This is a genomic window from Pseudomonas sp. KBW05 (assembly GCF_003852405.1).
GTDB lineage: Bacteria > Pseudomonadota > Gammaproteobacteria > Pseudomonadales > Pseudomonadaceae > Aquipseudomonas.
On record NZ_QAJM01000019.1, the window covers coordinates 76,766 to 90,946 of the forward strand.

General features: G+C 59.0%; 14 protein-coding genes. 4 read left to right on the forward strand and 10 right to left on the reverse strand.

Going from position 1 to position 14,181, the window contains the following annotated elements; all coding sequences use genetic code 11:
* Nucleotides 1-19: 19 nt before the first annotated feature.
* The 4 genes from DBR46_RS18775 to DBR46_RS18790 all read right to left on the reverse strand — a co-directional run bounded on the left by DBR46_RS18775 (nt 20) and on the right by DBR46_RS18790 (nt 4,189).
* Nucleotides 20-784: an amino acid ABC transporter ATP-binding protein gene (locus DBR46_RS18775; RefSeq protein ID WP_003171943.1), complete on the reverse strand. Its 765-nt coding sequence runs from the start codon at nt 782-784 to the stop codon at nt 20-22.
* Between the two features lie 11 nt (nt 785-795).
* Nucleotides 796-1,893, reverse strand: coding sequence for an amino acid ABC transporter permease (locus DBR46_RS18780; RefSeq protein ID WP_124527386.1), 1,098 nt, complete (start codon nt 1,891-1,893; stop codon nt 796-798).
* Between the two features lie 10 nt (nt 1,894-1,903).
* Complete coding sequence (locus tag DBR46_RS18785; RefSeq protein WP_124527387.1) at nt 1,904-3,085, reverse strand: amino acid ABC transporter permease; 1,182 nt, start codon at nt 3,083-3,085, stop codon at nt 1,904-1,906.
* A 72-nt stretch (nt 3,086-3,157) separates the two neighbouring features.
* The gene (locus DBR46_RS18790) at nt 3,158-4,189 is read right to left on the reverse strand and encodes an amino acid ABC transporter substrate-binding protein (RefSeq protein WP_053254520.1); all 1,032 of its coding nucleotides are present in this window, start codon (nt 4,187-4,189) and stop codon (nt 3,158-3,160) included.
* Nucleotides 4,190-4,533: 344 nt separating this feature from the next.
* Between DBR46_RS18790 and DBR46_RS18795 the strand changes: the two genes are divergently transcribed.
* Together DBR46_RS18795 and rhlB are read left to right on the forward strand one after the other, a co-directional pair.
* Nucleotides 4,534-5,190 carry an alpha/beta hydrolase gene (locus tag DBR46_RS18795; RefSeq protein WP_124527388.1) on the forward strand — a complete coding sequence of 219 codons (657 nt, stop codon included), beginning with the start codon at nt 4,534-4,536 and terminating at the stop codon, nt 5,188-5,190.
* 95 nt (nt 5,191-5,285) lie between these two features.
* Nucleotides 5,286-6,743: an ATP-dependent RNA helicase RhlB gene (rhlB, locus tag DBR46_RS18800; RefSeq protein ID WP_124527389.1), complete on the forward strand. Its 1,458-nt coding sequence runs from the start codon at nt 5,286-5,288 to the stop codon at nt 6,741-6,743.
* A gap of 130 nt (nt 6,744-6,873) precedes the next feature.
* Here the strand turns inward: rhlB and moaE are convergent, their stop codons facing one another.
* From moaE to DBR46_RS18825, 5 genes are all read right to left on the reverse strand, one after another.
* Nucleotides 6,874-7,323, reverse strand: a complete 450-nt coding sequence (moaE, locus tag DBR46_RS18805; protein ID WP_124527390.1) for a molybdopterin synthase catalytic subunit MoaE — start codon at nt 7,321-7,323, stop codon at nt 6,874-6,876.
* 2 nt (nt 7,324-7,325) lie between these two features.
* Nucleotides 7,326-7,568, reverse strand: coding sequence for a molybdopterin converting factor subunit 1 (gene moaD, locus DBR46_RS18810; protein ID WP_038849961.1), 243 nt, complete (start codon nt 7,566-7,568; stop codon nt 7,326-7,328).
* Nucleotides 7,565-8,038, reverse strand: a complete 474-nt coding sequence (gene moaC / locus DBR46_RS18815) for a cyclic pyranopterin monophosphate synthase MoaC (protein ID WP_017736740.1) — start codon at nt 8,036-8,038, stop codon at nt 7,565-7,567. The genes moaD and moaC overlap by 4 nt, the downstream gene beginning before the upstream one ends.
* A 169-nt stretch (nt 8,039-8,207) precedes the next feature.
* Nucleotides 8,208-9,602 carry a PhoH family protein gene (locus DBR46_RS18820; RefSeq protein WP_124527391.1) on the reverse strand — a complete coding sequence of 465 codons (1,395 nt, stop codon included), beginning with the start codon at nt 9,600-9,602 and terminating at the stop codon, nt 8,208-8,210.
* Between the two features lie 339 nt (nt 9,603-9,941).
* Entirely contained in the window at nt 9,942-11,066 is a 1,125-nt protein-coding gene (locus DBR46_RS18825; protein ID WP_124527392.1) for a polysaccharide deacetylase family protein, read from the reverse strand.
* 119 nt (nt 11,067-11,185) lie between these two features.
* Between DBR46_RS18825 and yaaA the strand changes: the two genes are divergently transcribed.
* Nucleotides 11,186-11,965: a peroxide stress protein YaaA gene (yaaA, locus tag DBR46_RS18830; protein WP_124527393.1), complete on the forward strand. Its 780-nt coding sequence runs from the start codon at nt 11,186-11,188 to the stop codon at nt 11,963-11,965.
* Nucleotides 11,966-12,133: 168 nt separating this feature from the next.
* Here yaaA and DBR46_RS18835 read toward each other — a convergent pair whose 3' ends face one another.
* On the reverse strand, nt 12,134-12,316 hold the full coding sequence (locus DBR46_RS18835) for a hypothetical protein (RefSeq protein WP_124527394.1): 183 nt from the start codon (nt 12,314-12,316) through the stop codon (nt 12,134-12,136).
* A 534-nt stretch (nt 12,317-12,850) separates the two neighbouring features.
* Here DBR46_RS18835 and DBR46_RS18840 point away from each other — a divergent pair.
* Complete coding sequence (locus DBR46_RS18840; protein WP_124527395.1) at nt 12,851-14,167, forward strand: nucleotide sugar dehydrogenase; 1,317 nt, start codon at nt 12,851-12,853, stop codon at nt 14,165-14,167.
* Nucleotides 14,168-14,181 lie beyond the last annotated feature (14 nt).

Genomic DNA, 14,181 nt, shown 5'->3' on the forward strand with positions numbered 1-14,181 from the left:
TTATTTGTTCACACATCGATCAATGCAGAATCTGGCTCAAGAACAATTTGGTCCGGTCATTCTGCGGGTTGTCGAAGAAGTCATTCGGCGCCGCCTGCTCCACGATCTCGCCCTTGTCCATGAAAATCACACGGTTGGCCACGGTGCGCGCAAAGCCCATTTCGTGGGTCACGCACAACATGGTCATGCCGTCTTCGGCCAGGCCGATCATGGTGTCGAGTACTTCCTTCACCATTTCTGGGTCGAGTGCCGAGGTCGGCTCATCGAACAGCATGATTTTCGGCTTCATGCACAGCGCCCGGGCAATCGCCACACGCTGTTGCTGACCGCCAGAGAGCTGGCCCGGAAACTTGTGAGCCTGCTCCGGGATGCGCACGCGCTCCAGGTAGTGCATGGCGATTTCCTCGGCCTTGCGCTTGGGCATCTTGCGCACCCACATCGGCGCCAACGTGCAGTTCTGCAGGATGGTCAGGTGCGGGAACAGGTTGAAGTGCTGGAACACCATGCCGACTTCGCGGCGGATCGCTTCGATCTGCTTGAGGTCGTTGGTCAGCTCCACACCGTCCACCACGATGCGGCCCTGCTGGTGTTCTTCCAGGCGGTTGAGGCAGCGGATGGTGGTGGACTTGCCCGAACCGGACGGTCCGCACAGCACGATACGCTCGCCCTGCTTGACGTTGAGGTTGATGTCTTTCAACACGTGGAACTGGCCGTACCACTTGTTGACGCCCTGCATCTGGATAATGCCTTCAGGGCTCACAGGCTGTTTGATTGCTTCGCTCATAACAACAACTCCTAACGCTTGTGGCCTGTGTCGAGCTTATGTTCCAAATGAATGGAATAGCGCGACATACCAAAACAGAAAATCCAGAACACCAGGGCGGCGAACACGTAGCCTTCAGTGGCCATGCCCAACCATTTCGGGTCGGCGGCGGCTTGCTTGACGCTGTTGAGCAGGTCGAACAGGCCGATGATGATCACAAGGCTCGTGTCCTTGAACAGCGCGATAAACGTGTTGACGATGCCGGGGATTACCATCTTCAGGGCTTGCGGCAGAATCACCAGGCCCATCGAACGCCAGTAACCCAGGCCCATCGCTGCGGCCGCTTCGTACTGACCTTTGGGAATCGCCTGCAAGCCACCGCGCACCACCTCGGCCACGTAGGCCGACTGGAACAGGATCACACCGATCAGCGCCCGTAGCAGCTTGTCGATGCCCATGCCTTCGGGCAGGAACAACGGCAACATCACCGAAGACATGAACAGCACAGTGATCAACGGCACGCCTCGCCAGAATTCGATGAAGGTCACGCAGACCACACGAATCGCCGGCATGTTCGAACGCCGCCCAAGTGCCAGCACAATGCCCAACGGCAACGCGCCAGCGATACCCACGGTGGCGATCACCAGGGTCAGCATCAGGCCGCCCCATTGGCTGGTCGCCACGTTGGTCAGGCCAAAGATGCCGCCGTGCAACAGGAAGAACGCGATGATCGGGTACAGCACCAGGAAGCCCAGGCCGTAGATCGCCTTGCGCGGGAAGCGCGAGATGAACAACGGCGCCACGCCGACGATGGCCAGCCACACGGTCAGGTCCACGCGCCAGCGCAGGTCGCCGGGGTAGTAGCCGTACATGAACTGCCCGAAGCGCTGTTGGATAAACACCCAGCAGGCGCCTTCCTTGGTGCAATCGGCGCGTGTGGTGCCGACCCAGTTGGCGTCCAGGATCGCCCAATGCAGGATCGGCGGCACCACCAGGTAGACCAGGTAGAACGCCAGCAACGTCAGCAGGGTGTTGAGCCAACTGGAAAACAGGTTGGCGCGCATCCATGCCACCGGGCCGAACACTTTGCTCGGCGGCGGCATATCAGGTTTGAAAGTATGCGTACTCATGCAGGTTTCCTCACCGCTCGATCAGCGCAATGCGCTTGTTGTACCAGTTCATCAGCAGGGAAATGCTGATGCTGATCGCCAGGTACACGCTCATGGTGATGGCAATAACCTCGATGGCCTGGCCGGTCTGGTTGAGCACCGTGCCGGCAAACAGCGAAACCATTTCCGGGTAACCGATACCGGCGGCCAGCGACGAGTTCTTCGCCAGGTTCAAGTATTGGCTGGTCAGCGGCGGAATGATCACCCGCAGGGCCTGCGGGATGATGACCTTGCGCAGCGTCGGCCCAGGGCGCAGGCCCAGGGAGCGCGCGGCTTCGGTCTGGCCGTGGCTGACGGACTTGATGCCCGACCGCACGATCTCGGCGATAAACGCGGCGGTGTAGACGGTCAGTGCCAGGGTCAGTGCCAGCAGTTCGGGGATGAGTACCCAGCCGCCGACAAAGTTGAAGCCTTGCAGCTTGGGCATTTCCCAGTGCAGCGGTGCACCGAAGATCAAGGCGCACAACGCCGGGATCACGATGAACAGTGCCAGGCCGGCCCAGAACTTGTGGAACGGTACGCCGGTCGCCTCAAAACGCTTGTTGGCCCACCGCGCCATCAGCACGATTGCCACGATGGCCACCACGACGCTGACCACAAACGGCCAGAAACCGTCGGCGGCAAGCGCAGCCGGCATGTTCAGGCCACGGCTGCTGACAAAGAAGGTATCGCCGAAGTTATGGCTGTTACGCGGCCCCGGCATCGTCAGGAACACCGCGAAATACCAGAACAGGATTTGCAGCAGCGGCGGAATGTTGCGGAACACTTCCACATACACCGTTGCCAGCTTGTTGATCATCCAGTTCGGTGACAGCCGCGCCACGCCGATGATGAATCCCAGCAGGGTCGCGAGGATCACGCCGATCACGGTAACCAGCAGGGTGTTGAGCAAGCCGATCACAAACACCCGGGCATAGCTGTCCGATTCGGTGTAGTCGATCAAATGCTGCGCGATGCCGAAGCCGGCACTGCGTTCAAGAAAGTCGAAACCCGAGGTAATGCCCCGGTGCTGAAGGTTGGTCTGGGTATTGTTGAAGAGGTACCAGCCCAGCGAGACCACCGCCACAATCGTGATGATCTGGAAGAGCCACGCACGCACTTTGGGATCGCTGAAGCTGAGCTTCTGCTTGGGTGCGCCGATTTGATTTTGCATGAAGTGCCCCGGAAATAATGGAACAGAACATCACCCGGCGGTTGGCCCACCGGGTGATAGAACCATCAGCGATCAGCGCACAGGTGGTGCGTATTGAATGCCGCCGTTGTTCCACAGCGCGTTCAGGCCACGGTCGATTTCCAGCGGGGTGCTCTTGCCGAGGTTGCGCTCGAACACTTCGCCGTAGTTACCGACTTGCTTGACGATCTGTACGACCCAGTCTTTCTTCACTTTCAGGTCTTTGCCGTATTCGCCATCAGCACCCAGCAGACGGGCTACGTCAGGGTTCTTGGTGGACTTGGCTTCAGCTTCAACGTTTTTCGACGTGATACCGGCTTCTTCCGCGTTGAGCATGGCGTAGCCAACCCAGCGCACGATGGCCAGCCACTCGTCGTCGCCGTTACGCACGACCGGGCCCAGCGGCTCCTTGGAGATGGTTTCCGGCAGGACCACGTAGTCCTTCGGCGACGCCAACTTGCTGCGCTGGGCGAACAGCTGGGACTTGTCGGAGGTCAGCACGTCGCAACGCCCGGATTCCAGCGACTTGGCGCTTTCATCGGAAGTGTCGAAGGTGATCGGGGTGTATTTCAGGTTGTTGCCGCGGAAGTAGTCGGAAACGTTCAGCTCGGTGGTGGTACCGGCCTGGATGCAGATGGTTGCACCGTCCAGTTCCTTGGCACTTTTCACGCCCAGCTTGTTGTTAACCAGGAAGCCGATACCGTCGTAGTAGGTAATGAAGCCTGGGAATTTCAGGCCCATGCCGGCATCGCGGGAGCTGGTCATGGTGGTGTTGCGGGACAGGATGTCGACTTCGCCCGACTGAAGCGCGGTGAAACGCTCCTTGGCGTTCAACTGGCTGAATTTGACCTTGGTCGCGTCGCCGAATACGGCAGCGGCAACAGCACGGCACACGTCAGCGTCGATCCCGAGGATCTTGCCGCTGGCATCCGGCACCGAGAAACCCGGCAGGCCGTCACTCACGCCACATTGCACAAAGCCTTTCTTCTGCACGGCATCCAGGGTGGCGCCGGCTTGGGCGAAACCACTGACACCCAATACAGCCGCCGCAGTCACGATGGCCAGGGTGGATTTCAATACCTTCATTCAAACCTCCAGTTGCTCTTGTTGTGTCGGAGCTAAAACCTCTGCGCACCCTTATGAGGCGATATCGACCCGTGTTGGCTTTTTTTAGGGTCAAGCAGCATGAGGCTTTCGCGGTAATTCCAGCGGCTATCCCACAACGGCAGTCACTGATAGTGTTACCGGCCTGGGATAGTTCTGACATCGACCTACACATAGCAAGGCGCGTACCAGAGTGATGGCTGAGTCGTTTCAGCCCACTATCAAGAGCAAAAGATTCAACCTTGCGACATTCTCTTAACAGATCAACCTGTCGCGCACCGTTCCGTCGCACCCAATCGGAGCGCGCGCACATATATGGAGCAGACATGACCGAACCCTTGATTCTTCAGCCCGCCAAGCCCGCAGACGCCTGCGTAATCTGGTTGCATGGCCTGGGTGCCGATCGCTACGACTTCCTGCCGGTGGCCGAAGCCCTGCAGGAAAGCTTGCTGAGCACCCGTTTCGTTTTGCCCCAGGCGCCGACCCGTCCGGTGACTATTAATGGCGGCTACGAGATGCCCAGCTGGTACGACATCAAGGCCATGAGCCCGGCCCGTTCCATCAGCCTGGAAGAGTTGGAAGAATCGGCAAAAATGGTTACCGATTTGATCAAGGAACAAAAAAGCAGCGGGATAGACGCTTCGCGGATTTTTCTCGCCGGTTTTTCCCAGGGTGGCGCGGTGGTTTTCCACACGGCGTTTACCAAATGGCAAGGTGCCTTGGGTGGCGTGATTGCGCTCTCCACCTATGCGCCGACCTTCAGCGATGAGCTGGAGTTATCCGCCAGCCAACAGCGTATTCCGACCCTGTGCCTGCACGGCCAGTACGACGACGTGGTGCAAAACGCCATGGGCCGCAGCGCCTATGAGCATTTGAAGAGCCGTGGTGTCACCGTGACATGGCAGGAATACCCAATGGGCCACGAAGTGTTACCCGAGGAAATCCGCGATATCAGCACTTGGTTGACCGCACGCCTGGGCTGAAACCTAAGTTTATGTAGCCGTATGACAGACGCACTACGCCGCGCCCGTTTCTTGCATTACACTGGCCGGCGTACATTCCTTAACCAATTAATGAGATCACCGTGCTCGAAGCACTCAAGAAGATGTTCGGCAAAAGCGAGGCCGAGCCGCTCGCGCCTGTTCCCAGTGCTCCTGCCCCGACTGCCGGCAGCCGCCATGACGGCCAACAGCCCGCACGGACTGCGCCTGTCGCCCAGCCGACGACGCCTACGGTGACCGCGCCTGAACCGGCAAAAGAAGCAGCGCCGGCCCCCAAGCCACGCCGCGAACGTGCGCCAAAACCGCCGGTAATCCCGTGGAAACTCGAAGACTTCGTCGTCGAGCCCCAGGCAGGCAAGACCCGCTTCCACGACTTCAAACTCGCCCCGGAACTGATGCACGCCATCCAGGACCTGGGTTTCCCGTACTGCACGCCGATCCAGGCGCAGGTGCTGGGCTTCACCCTGGCCGGCAAAGACGCCATCGGCCGCGCCCAGACCGGCACCGGCAAGACCGCCGCGTTCCTGATCTCGATCATCACCCAGCTGCTGCAAACGCCGCCGCCAAAAGAGCGCTACATGGGTGAACCGCGCGCGCTGATCATCGCCCCGACCCGCGAGCTGGTGGTGCAGATCGCCAAGGACGCCGCCGACCTGACCAAGTACACCGGCCTCAACGTCATGACGTTCGTCGGCGGCATGGACTTCGACAAGCAGCTCAAGCACCTCGAAGCCCGCCACTGCGACATCCTGGTGGCCACCCCGGGCCGCCTGCTGGACTTCAACCAGCGCGGCGACGTGCATTTGGACATGGTCGAAGTGATGGTGCTGGACGAAGCCGACCGCATGCTCGACATGGGCTTTGTCCCACAAGTACGCCAGATCATTCGCCAGACCCCGCCGAAAAACGAGCGCCAGACCCTGCTGTTCTCCGCGACCTTCACCGAAGACGTGATGAACCTCGCCAAGCAGTGGACCACCGACCCGTCCATCGTCGAGATCGAAGCGGAAAACGTCGCCAGCGAAAACGTCGAGCAACACATCTACGCCGTGGCCGGTGCCGACAAGTACAAGCTGCTCTACAACCTGGTCAACGACAATGGTTGGGAGCGCGTTATGGTGTTCGCCAACCGCAAGGACGAAGTGCGCCGCATCGAAGAGCGCCTGGTGCGTGATGGCGTCAACGCCGCGCAATTGTCGGGTGACGTGCCGCAGCACAAGCGCATCAAGACGCTGGAAGGCTTCCGCGAAGGCAAGATTCGTGTGTTGGTGGCTACCGATGTGGCGGGTCGTGGGATTCACATTGATGGCATCAGCCACGTGATCAACTTCACCCTGCCGGAAGTGCCGGATGACTACGTGCACCGTATTGGCCGTACTGGCCGTGCCGGAGCTGCGGGTGTGTCGATCAGTTTTGCCGGGGAAGATGACTCGTACCAGTTGCCGTCGATCGAGACGTTGCTGGGGCGCAAGATCAGCTGCGAGACGCCGCCGACGCACTTGCTGCGCGCAGTAGAACGCAAACGCCCTGCTTAAAGCTGAAATGCGGTAAAAAATGTGGGAGCGGGCTTGCTCGCGAATGCGGTGTATCAGTGATGAATGTATCAACTGACACTCCGCATTCGCGAGCAAGCCCGCTCCCACATTTGGTTTTGTGTTCGACCCGCTATTTCCAGCGGTCAGCCGCGGTGTGGTCGCTGCTACGCCCTTCCACCCAACGCGGACCTTCACTGGTGTGCTCTTTCTTCCAGAACGGCGCCCGCGTCTTCAGGTAGTCCATCACAAATGCACAGGCATCAAACGCTGCCTGGCGATGGGCACTGGCGGCGCCTACAAACACAATCGGCTCCCCCGGTTCCAGCGCGCCAATGCGATGCAACACTTCCAGTTTGAGCAACGGCCAGCGTTGCTCTGCCTCGACCGCAATCTTGGCCAAGGCCTTTTCGGTCATGCCCGGATAGTGCTCCAGGAACATCCCCGCCACATCCAGTCCATCGTTGAAGTCGCGCACATAGCCGACAAAACTCACTACCGCGCCCACACCCACATTGGCCGCATGCATCGCATTCACTTCTGCACCCGGATCAAACGCCTGGGCCTGCACTCGAATGGCCATGCTCAGCCTCCGGTCACCGGTGGGAAGAACGCCACTTCGTCACCCGCTTGCACCGGCTCATCAAGGCTGCACAACTCTTCGTTGCGCGCGCACATCAGGCTGGTTTCATTGAGTACGGCAAACTCCGGATCACTGGCCAGCGCGAGGCGCACGGCATCGACGGTGGCGAAATCACCTTCCACCTCCAGCGAGTCAAAACCCACCGCTTCGGCGTAGCGTGCGAAAAACAATACGTTGATGCTCATGCCTGGTCCGCCTTGAAGTGCCCGCTCTTGCCGCCCAGCTTTTCCAGCAGGCGGATGCTTTCGATGGTCATGCCGCGGTCCACGGCCTTGCACATGTCGTAGATCGTCAATGCTGCGACACTGGCGGCGGTGAGCGCTTCCATTTCCACGCCGGTCTGCCCGGAGAGTTTGCAGCGCGCCAGGATGTGCACCGAGTCTGCGCCATCGGCGCTCAGTTCGACCTTGACGCCCGTCAACATCAACGGGTGGCACAGCGGGATCAGATCACTGGTTTTTTTCGCCGCCTGGATCCCGGCGATGCGGGCCACGGCGAACACGTCACCCTTGGGATGGGCGCCGTCGACAATCATTTGCAGGGTCTCGGGCAGCATGCGCACCCGGGCTTCGGCCACCGCTTCACGGAACGTCACGGACTTGTCGGTGACGTCGACCATGTGGGCGCGACCTTGGGAATCGAGATGAGTCAGCACAGGGATACTCCTGATCAGGAGCATCGATTGTAAACCCAACACTGATCAATATGTGGAGAGAGCTTGTGTGGAAGCGGGCTTGCTCGCGAATGCGGTGTGTCAGCCAATACATCCAGCGACTGACACCCTGCATTCGCGAGCAAGCCCGCTCCCACATTTTTGACCGCGTTTACAAATGGGACTCGGCGTATTCGGCCAAGATCGAACGAGGCACACCCTGCAGCGCAATATGCACGCCGTTCGGGAAGTCCTTGAAGCGTTCCGTCAGGTACGTCAGCCCGGAGCTGGTCGCGGACAGGTAAGGGGTGTCGATCTGTGCCAGGTTGCCCAGGCACACCACTTTGGAACCGGCGCCGGCACGGGTGATGATGGTTTTCATCTGGTGCGGCGTGAGGTTCTGGCATTCATCGATCAAGATCAGGCTTTGCTGGAAGCTGCGACCCCGGATGTAGTTGAGGGATTTGAACTGCAACGGCACTTTGCTGAGGATGTAGTCGACGCTGCCATGGGTGTTTTCGTCATCCATGTGCAAGGCTTCGAGGTTGTCGGTGATCGCCCCCAGCCACGGCTCCATTTTTTCTGCCTCGGTGCCGGGCAGGAAGCCGATTTCCTGGTCCAGGCCCTGCACGCTGCGGGTGGCAATGATACGGCGATAGCGTTTGGTCACCATGGTCTGCTCGATGGCGGCAGCCAGAGCGAGGATGGTTTTGCCGGAACCGGCGGCGCCCGTCAGGTTGACCAGGTGGATGTCCGGGTCGAGCAGCGCGTACAGCGCCAGGCTCTGGTAGATGTCACGCGGTTTCAGGCCCCAGGCTTCCTGGTGCAACAGGGGTTCCTGATGCAGGTCGAGGATCAGCAGCTTGTCGACCTGGATCTCTTTGATCCAGCCCACGAAGCCCTGTTCATCGACGATGAATTCATTGATATGCACGGCGGGCAGGTTTTCGATCAGCTGCACCTGGTGCCAGGTACGGCCATGGTCCTGCCGGGTTTCAACCTTGCTGACGCGGTCCCAGAACGAACCCGTAATCATGTGATAACCACGGGACAGCATCGACACGTCATCGACCAGTTGGTCGGTGCTGTAATCCTCGGCCGCGATCCCACACGCACGGGCCTTGAGGCGCATATTGATGTCTTTGGTCACCAGCACCACGCGCAGGTCCTTGTCACGCGCATGCAGGTCGATCAATTGGTTGATGATCTTGTTGTCGTTGAGGTTTTCCGGCAGCAGGCTGTTGGGCTCGCGGCCCTTGCTCATCAGGATCGACAGCAAGCCCTTGGGCCCGCTTTTGCCACGCTGGATCGGTACGCCGACTTCAACGTCCTCCGGCGATGCTTCGCCCAGGGTCTTGTCGATCAGGCGGATCGCCTGGCGGCATTCGGCGGCAACGCTGTGGTGCCCGCTTTTGAGTTTGTCGAGTTCCTCAAGCACGATCATCGGGATGGCGACGTGGTGTTCTTCAAAATTGAGCAGTGCGTTTGGATCGTGGATCAATACGTTGGTATCAAGCACATAAAGGATTGGCTGGTCGGAAGAAGGGGTGCGTCCATGATCATCCATACTCGGTCACCTTTTGTGGGAGCCAGTCGACGCAATACCTGGGCGGTGCTGCGCCTCGATTCGACCACCGAATGCACCTGAGGGACGTCAAGTGCATGCCCACATGAGGAGTCTTGAAAGACGCCACCTGTGTTGCAGGTTTCGGCGATCTGACTTCGTAATACCGCAAAACATGTGACAGGAAAAAGCACTTTGACGCTTTTTTGAAGTTTATTTTTCAGGATGACGAATAGCACTAGCCGAGTGCCATGCACCCCGTTAAAGTCGGAAGTCCGCCTGCATCGATTTGTCGCACAAAATCACCCCAAAAATGCCCCGCACCCAACAGGGCCGGGCACTTCAGCGAAACGCCTCGCGGCAGTCCTGCCAACCCAAGCCACTCTGTGCCGTCGCCTGCATCAACTGCGGCAATGCGACCCGCGCCTTGTCCTGGGTGTCGTGAAACACAATCACGCCTTTGCGCCACAGCAACATCAGCGTCAGCACCCGCTGCGCCGACTCATCGGCCTTGAGCTTGCCCGGTTCGTCCTGGGAATCGATGTCCCACAACGCCACCTGCAAGCCCTGGGACTGGAAGAAACCCTGGCTGTCGGCGCGGCGCTGGCCGTACGGCGGGCGGAACAGCGGTACATAGTTTTCCGGCATCAGGTTCTGCGCCAGCGAGGCGCTGCGGGTGATCGAGCTTTGCCAATCGACCCAGTGGCTGTGTGAGCGGTACTGCCAACCCTGGGTGCCCACGCACTGGCCCTGGTACAACGCCTGCACATCGGCGGCGGAACTGCGCTCTACCCGCGTTTGCAGGCTACTGCCGAGGACAAAGAAGGTGGCGTTCATCTTTTGCTTGCGCAGGTAGTCGGCGAGCCAGTCGGTATAGCCACTGACCGGCGCGGGGCCACCATCAAATGTCAGCAGGAACAGGCGGTCGTTGAATTCATCGCCATTGCGCTCGTGGTCGCCGAAACGCGCGATTTCACTGCTGATCTGCGGAAACAGCGCGGCCTTGCGCAGCAGTTCATCCAGATAGCGTTCATGAAAGGCATGGCTGGGGGCCGCCCAACCTATATAGAAAGAATTTTCGCTGACCTCGAACTTGCCGGCCTGCTCGCGCAAGTCGTCCATGTTCTCCACCAGGTAGCAGAACGAGGCGTCCTCCTCGCAGCTCTGCTGGGCGAAGGTGTAGTTCTCCAACAGGCGCTGCCAGAGTTGGCGGCGCAAGTCATCGATGGCCGCCAGGTTGACGATCTTCAACCCCAGGCGCTGCTTGAGGGCGGTTTCATCCTGGGCTTCGCTGGCCAGCAGACTGTGGGCGAACATGAGGATTTCTGCGCGCGAGGCCACGTCGAACAGCGCTGGGCTGCTGAGTTTTTCGGGCCAGGTGCCACGGTCCAGGCTGGCCACATCTGCCGGGGCGGCCTGGACATTCAGGCATAGCAGGCATGCCGATAATAAAAGCGCTATTCGCACGCAGGATCTTCCTCTCCAGAGTTACCGGCCATCATAACGGATCGTGCCTATCGCCATCATAGGTGGAGTCAAAACGCCCAACCCCCTAGAATCCCCGCACGATTTAAGGAGACGACTTCATGCTGACGGTGATTTCCCCCGCCAAGACCCTCGATTTCGAGACCGCGCCTGCAACCGAACGCTTTACCCAGCCGCAGTACCTGGATCATTCCCAGGCACTGATCGAGCAACTGCGCGAACTCAGCCCGGCGCAAATCAGCGAGCTGATGCATGTCTCCGACAAGATCGGCGGCCTCAACGCCGCCCGCTTCGGCAGCTGGACCCCTGCGTTCACCCCGGCCAACGCCAAGCAGGCGCTGCTGGCGTTCAAGGGCGACGTGTACACCGGCTTGAATGCCCAGACCTTCAGCGACGCCGACTTCAGCTACGCCCAGGACCACCTGCGCATGCTCTCGGGCCTCTACGGCCTGCTGCGTCCCCTGGACCTGATGATGCCGTACCGCCTGGAGATGGGCACCAAGCTGGCCAACGCCCGTGGCAAGGACCTCTACGCCTTCTGGGGCACGCGCATCAGCGAATGGCTGAACGAAGCGCTGGCCGAGCAAGGTGACGACGTGCTGCTGAACCTGGCGTCCAACGAGTACTTCTCGGCGGTCAAGCGCACGGCCCTGAACGCGCGGATCATCAACACCGAGTTCAAGGACTTGAAGAACGGCCAATACAAGATCATCAGCTTCTACGCCAAAAAGGCCCGGGGCATGATGAGCCGCTTTGTGATTGAAGAACGCATCAACGACCCGGCCAAGCTGAAAGAATTCGACGTACAGGGTTATCGCTTCAATGCGGAGCAGTCCAAGCCGGACAAGCTGGTGTTTTTGCGCGATCACGCACCGGAATAAAGCCAAACCCGCCGGCTTCAGACAATGAGATCCAAATGTGGGAGCGGGCTTGCTCGCGAATGCGGCGTGTCAGTCGATAGATTCTTGGCTGACACACCGCATTCGCGAGCAAGCCCGCTCCCACAGTTTTGATCGCATTTCAGCCTCTGGATCGCCATTAATTTGGCGTCAAAAAACATTTTGACGTACTCCTAACAATTCTTTCACTCGACATTCGTCATTTTTTTTCGTAGTGGCACCACTTTTTTCAAACACTAGTGGCACAAAACTATCCCCGCGCACCAACTCCCCATAACTACAGGCCCAAATAGCAAGTGCTATCAATATAGTACCAGTGCCATCTTTACTCATATTTCAAGAAATTTCTGGAAACAGGATGAGCGGGCTGGAACTTCGTCAAAATGGGCGGCTCATACCACCGGTAACGAAATTCTCTGTTTCTGTAGGAGATAACTTACACAGCGACCCAAGGAAGTAGCGAAGTTGCCCCAGCAACTTTGACTCATGGGTCACATCATCAACTGATATGAGTTGAGGGCAGCGATAAGGATTAATTGCTATCCCCTATAGGCCAAGGCAGCGCTTACCCAAATGTGTCAGTGATGACACCCAAGGTATTGATATTTAAGGGCTTAAAGCCTCTATCAAGACCCTGCGGCACTGGCGCCGGGCCCTTCCCCCAGGAAGGCCGGCTGCATTTGAGGGCAAGCCCCAATAACAAGGCCAAGTTGCGCACAACTTGAGTGCAATAGTTAGTCACTCGTTATTCAACATGCCTGCACACGGTAAGTCGGCGTTTATTCGCCCAACTTTCGTGGCATCAGTGACGCTTGCAAACATGAACTCCGGCCAATTATTGGCATGAATATTAAAGAGGTAAATGCGATGCGCATCAGCATATTTGGTCTCGGTTACGTTGGCGCAGTGTGTGCCGGTTGCCTGTCTGCCCGTGGCCACGAAGTGGTCGGCGTAGACATCTCCAAGGACAAGATCGACCTGATCAATGCAGGCAAATCGCCGATCGTTGAACCAGGTCTGGGTGAACTGTTGAGCCAGGGTATTGCAACCGGCCGACTGCGCGGCACCACCAACTTCGCCGACGCCATTCGCGATACCGACCTGTCGATGATCTGCGTCGGTACGCCGAGCAAGAAAAACGGCGACCTGGAACTCGACTACATCGAAGCCGTGTGCCGCGAAATCGGGTTTGTCCTGCGTGACAAGTCCACCCGCCACACCGTCGTGGTGCGCAGCACCGTGCTGCCCGGCACCGTGGCCAACGTGGTGATCCCGATCCTCGAAGACTGCTCCGGCAAGAAAGCCGGCGTCGACTTCGGTGTGGCGGTCAACCCGGAATTCCTGCGCGAATCCACCGCCATCGCCGACTACGACCTGCCACCGATGACTGTCATCGGCGAATTCGACAAAGCCTCCGGCGATGTCCTGCAGTCGCTGTACGAAGAACTCGACGCGCCGATCATCCGCAAGGACATCGCCGTCGCCGAAATGATCAAGTACACCTGCAACGTGTGGCACGCCACCAAGGTCACCTTTGCCAACGAGATCGGCAACATCGCCAAGGCCGTCGGCGTCGATGGCCGTGAAGTGATGGAAGTGGTGTGCCAGGACAAGACCCTCAACCTGTCCCAGTACTACATGCGCCCAGGCTTCGCCTTCGGCGGTTCGTGCCTGCCCAAAGACGTGCGCGCCCTCACCTACCGCGCCAGCTCCCTGGACGTGGAAGCGCCGCTGCTCAACTCGTTGATGCGCAGCAACGAGTCCCAGGTGCAAAACGCCTTTGACATCGTCAACAGCCACGACAAGCGCAAAGTCGCCCTGCTGGGCCTGAGCTTCAAGGCCGGCACCGACGACCTGCGTGAAAGCCCGCTGGTGGAACTGGCCGAGATGCTGATCGGCAAGGGTTTCGACCTGAGCATCTACGACAGCAACGTCGAGTACGCCCGTGTCCACGGCGCGAACAAGGACTACATCGAAGGCAAGATCCCCCATGTGTCGTCCCTGCTCAACTCGGACTTCGATGATGTGATCAACAACTCCGACGTGATCATCCTCGGCAACCGTGACGAGAAATTCCGCGCCCTGGCGCAGAACGCCCCGCACGGCAAGCAAGTGATCGACCTGGTGGGCTTCATGTCCAAGGCCACCTGCACGACCGGTCGCACCGAAGGCATTTGCTGGTAACAGCAACGGCAAGT

Coding starts and splice junctions, on each gene's coding strand:
- DBR46_RS18780 (WP_124527386.1), bottom strand. CDS start 1,893: ATGAGTACGCATACTTTCAAACCTGATATGCCGCCGCCGAGCAAAGTG.
- DBR46_RS18840 (WP_124527395.1), top strand. CDS start 12,851: ATGCGCATCAGCATATTTGGTCTCGGTTACGTTGGCGCAGTGTGTGCC.
- yaaA (WP_124527393.1), top strand. CDS start 11,186: ATGCTGACGGTGATTTCCCCCGCCAAGACCCTCGATTTCGAGACCGCG.
- DBR46_RS18835 (WP_124527394.1), bottom strand. CDS start 12,316: ATGAGTAAAGATGGCACTGGTACTATATTGATAGCACTTGCTATTTGG.
- moaD (WP_038849961.1), bottom strand. CDS start 7,568: ATGAGCATCAACGTATTGTTTTTCGCACGCTACGCCGAAGCGGTGGGT.
- DBR46_RS18820 (WP_124527391.1), bottom strand. CDS start 9,602: ATGGATGATCATGGACGCACCCCTTCTTCCGACCAGCCAATCCTTTAT.
- DBR46_RS18795 (WP_124527388.1), top strand. CDS start 4,534: ATGACCGAACCCTTGATTCTTCAGCCCGCCAAGCCCGCAGACGCCTGC.
- DBR46_RS18785 (WP_124527387.1), bottom strand. CDS start 3,085: ATGCAAAATCAAATCGGCGCACCCAAGCAGAAGCTCAGCTTCAGCGAT.
- moaE (WP_124527390.1), bottom strand. CDS start 7,323: ATGGCCATTCGAGTGCAGGCCCAGGCGTTTGATCCGGGTGCAGAAGTG.
- DBR46_RS18775 (WP_003171943.1), bottom strand. CDS start 784: ATGAGCGAAGCAATCAAACAGCCTGTGAGCCCTGAAGGCATTATCCAG.
- DBR46_RS18790 (WP_053254520.1), bottom strand. CDS start 4,189: ATGAAGGTATTGAAATCCACCCTGGCCATCGTGACTGCGGCGGCTGTA.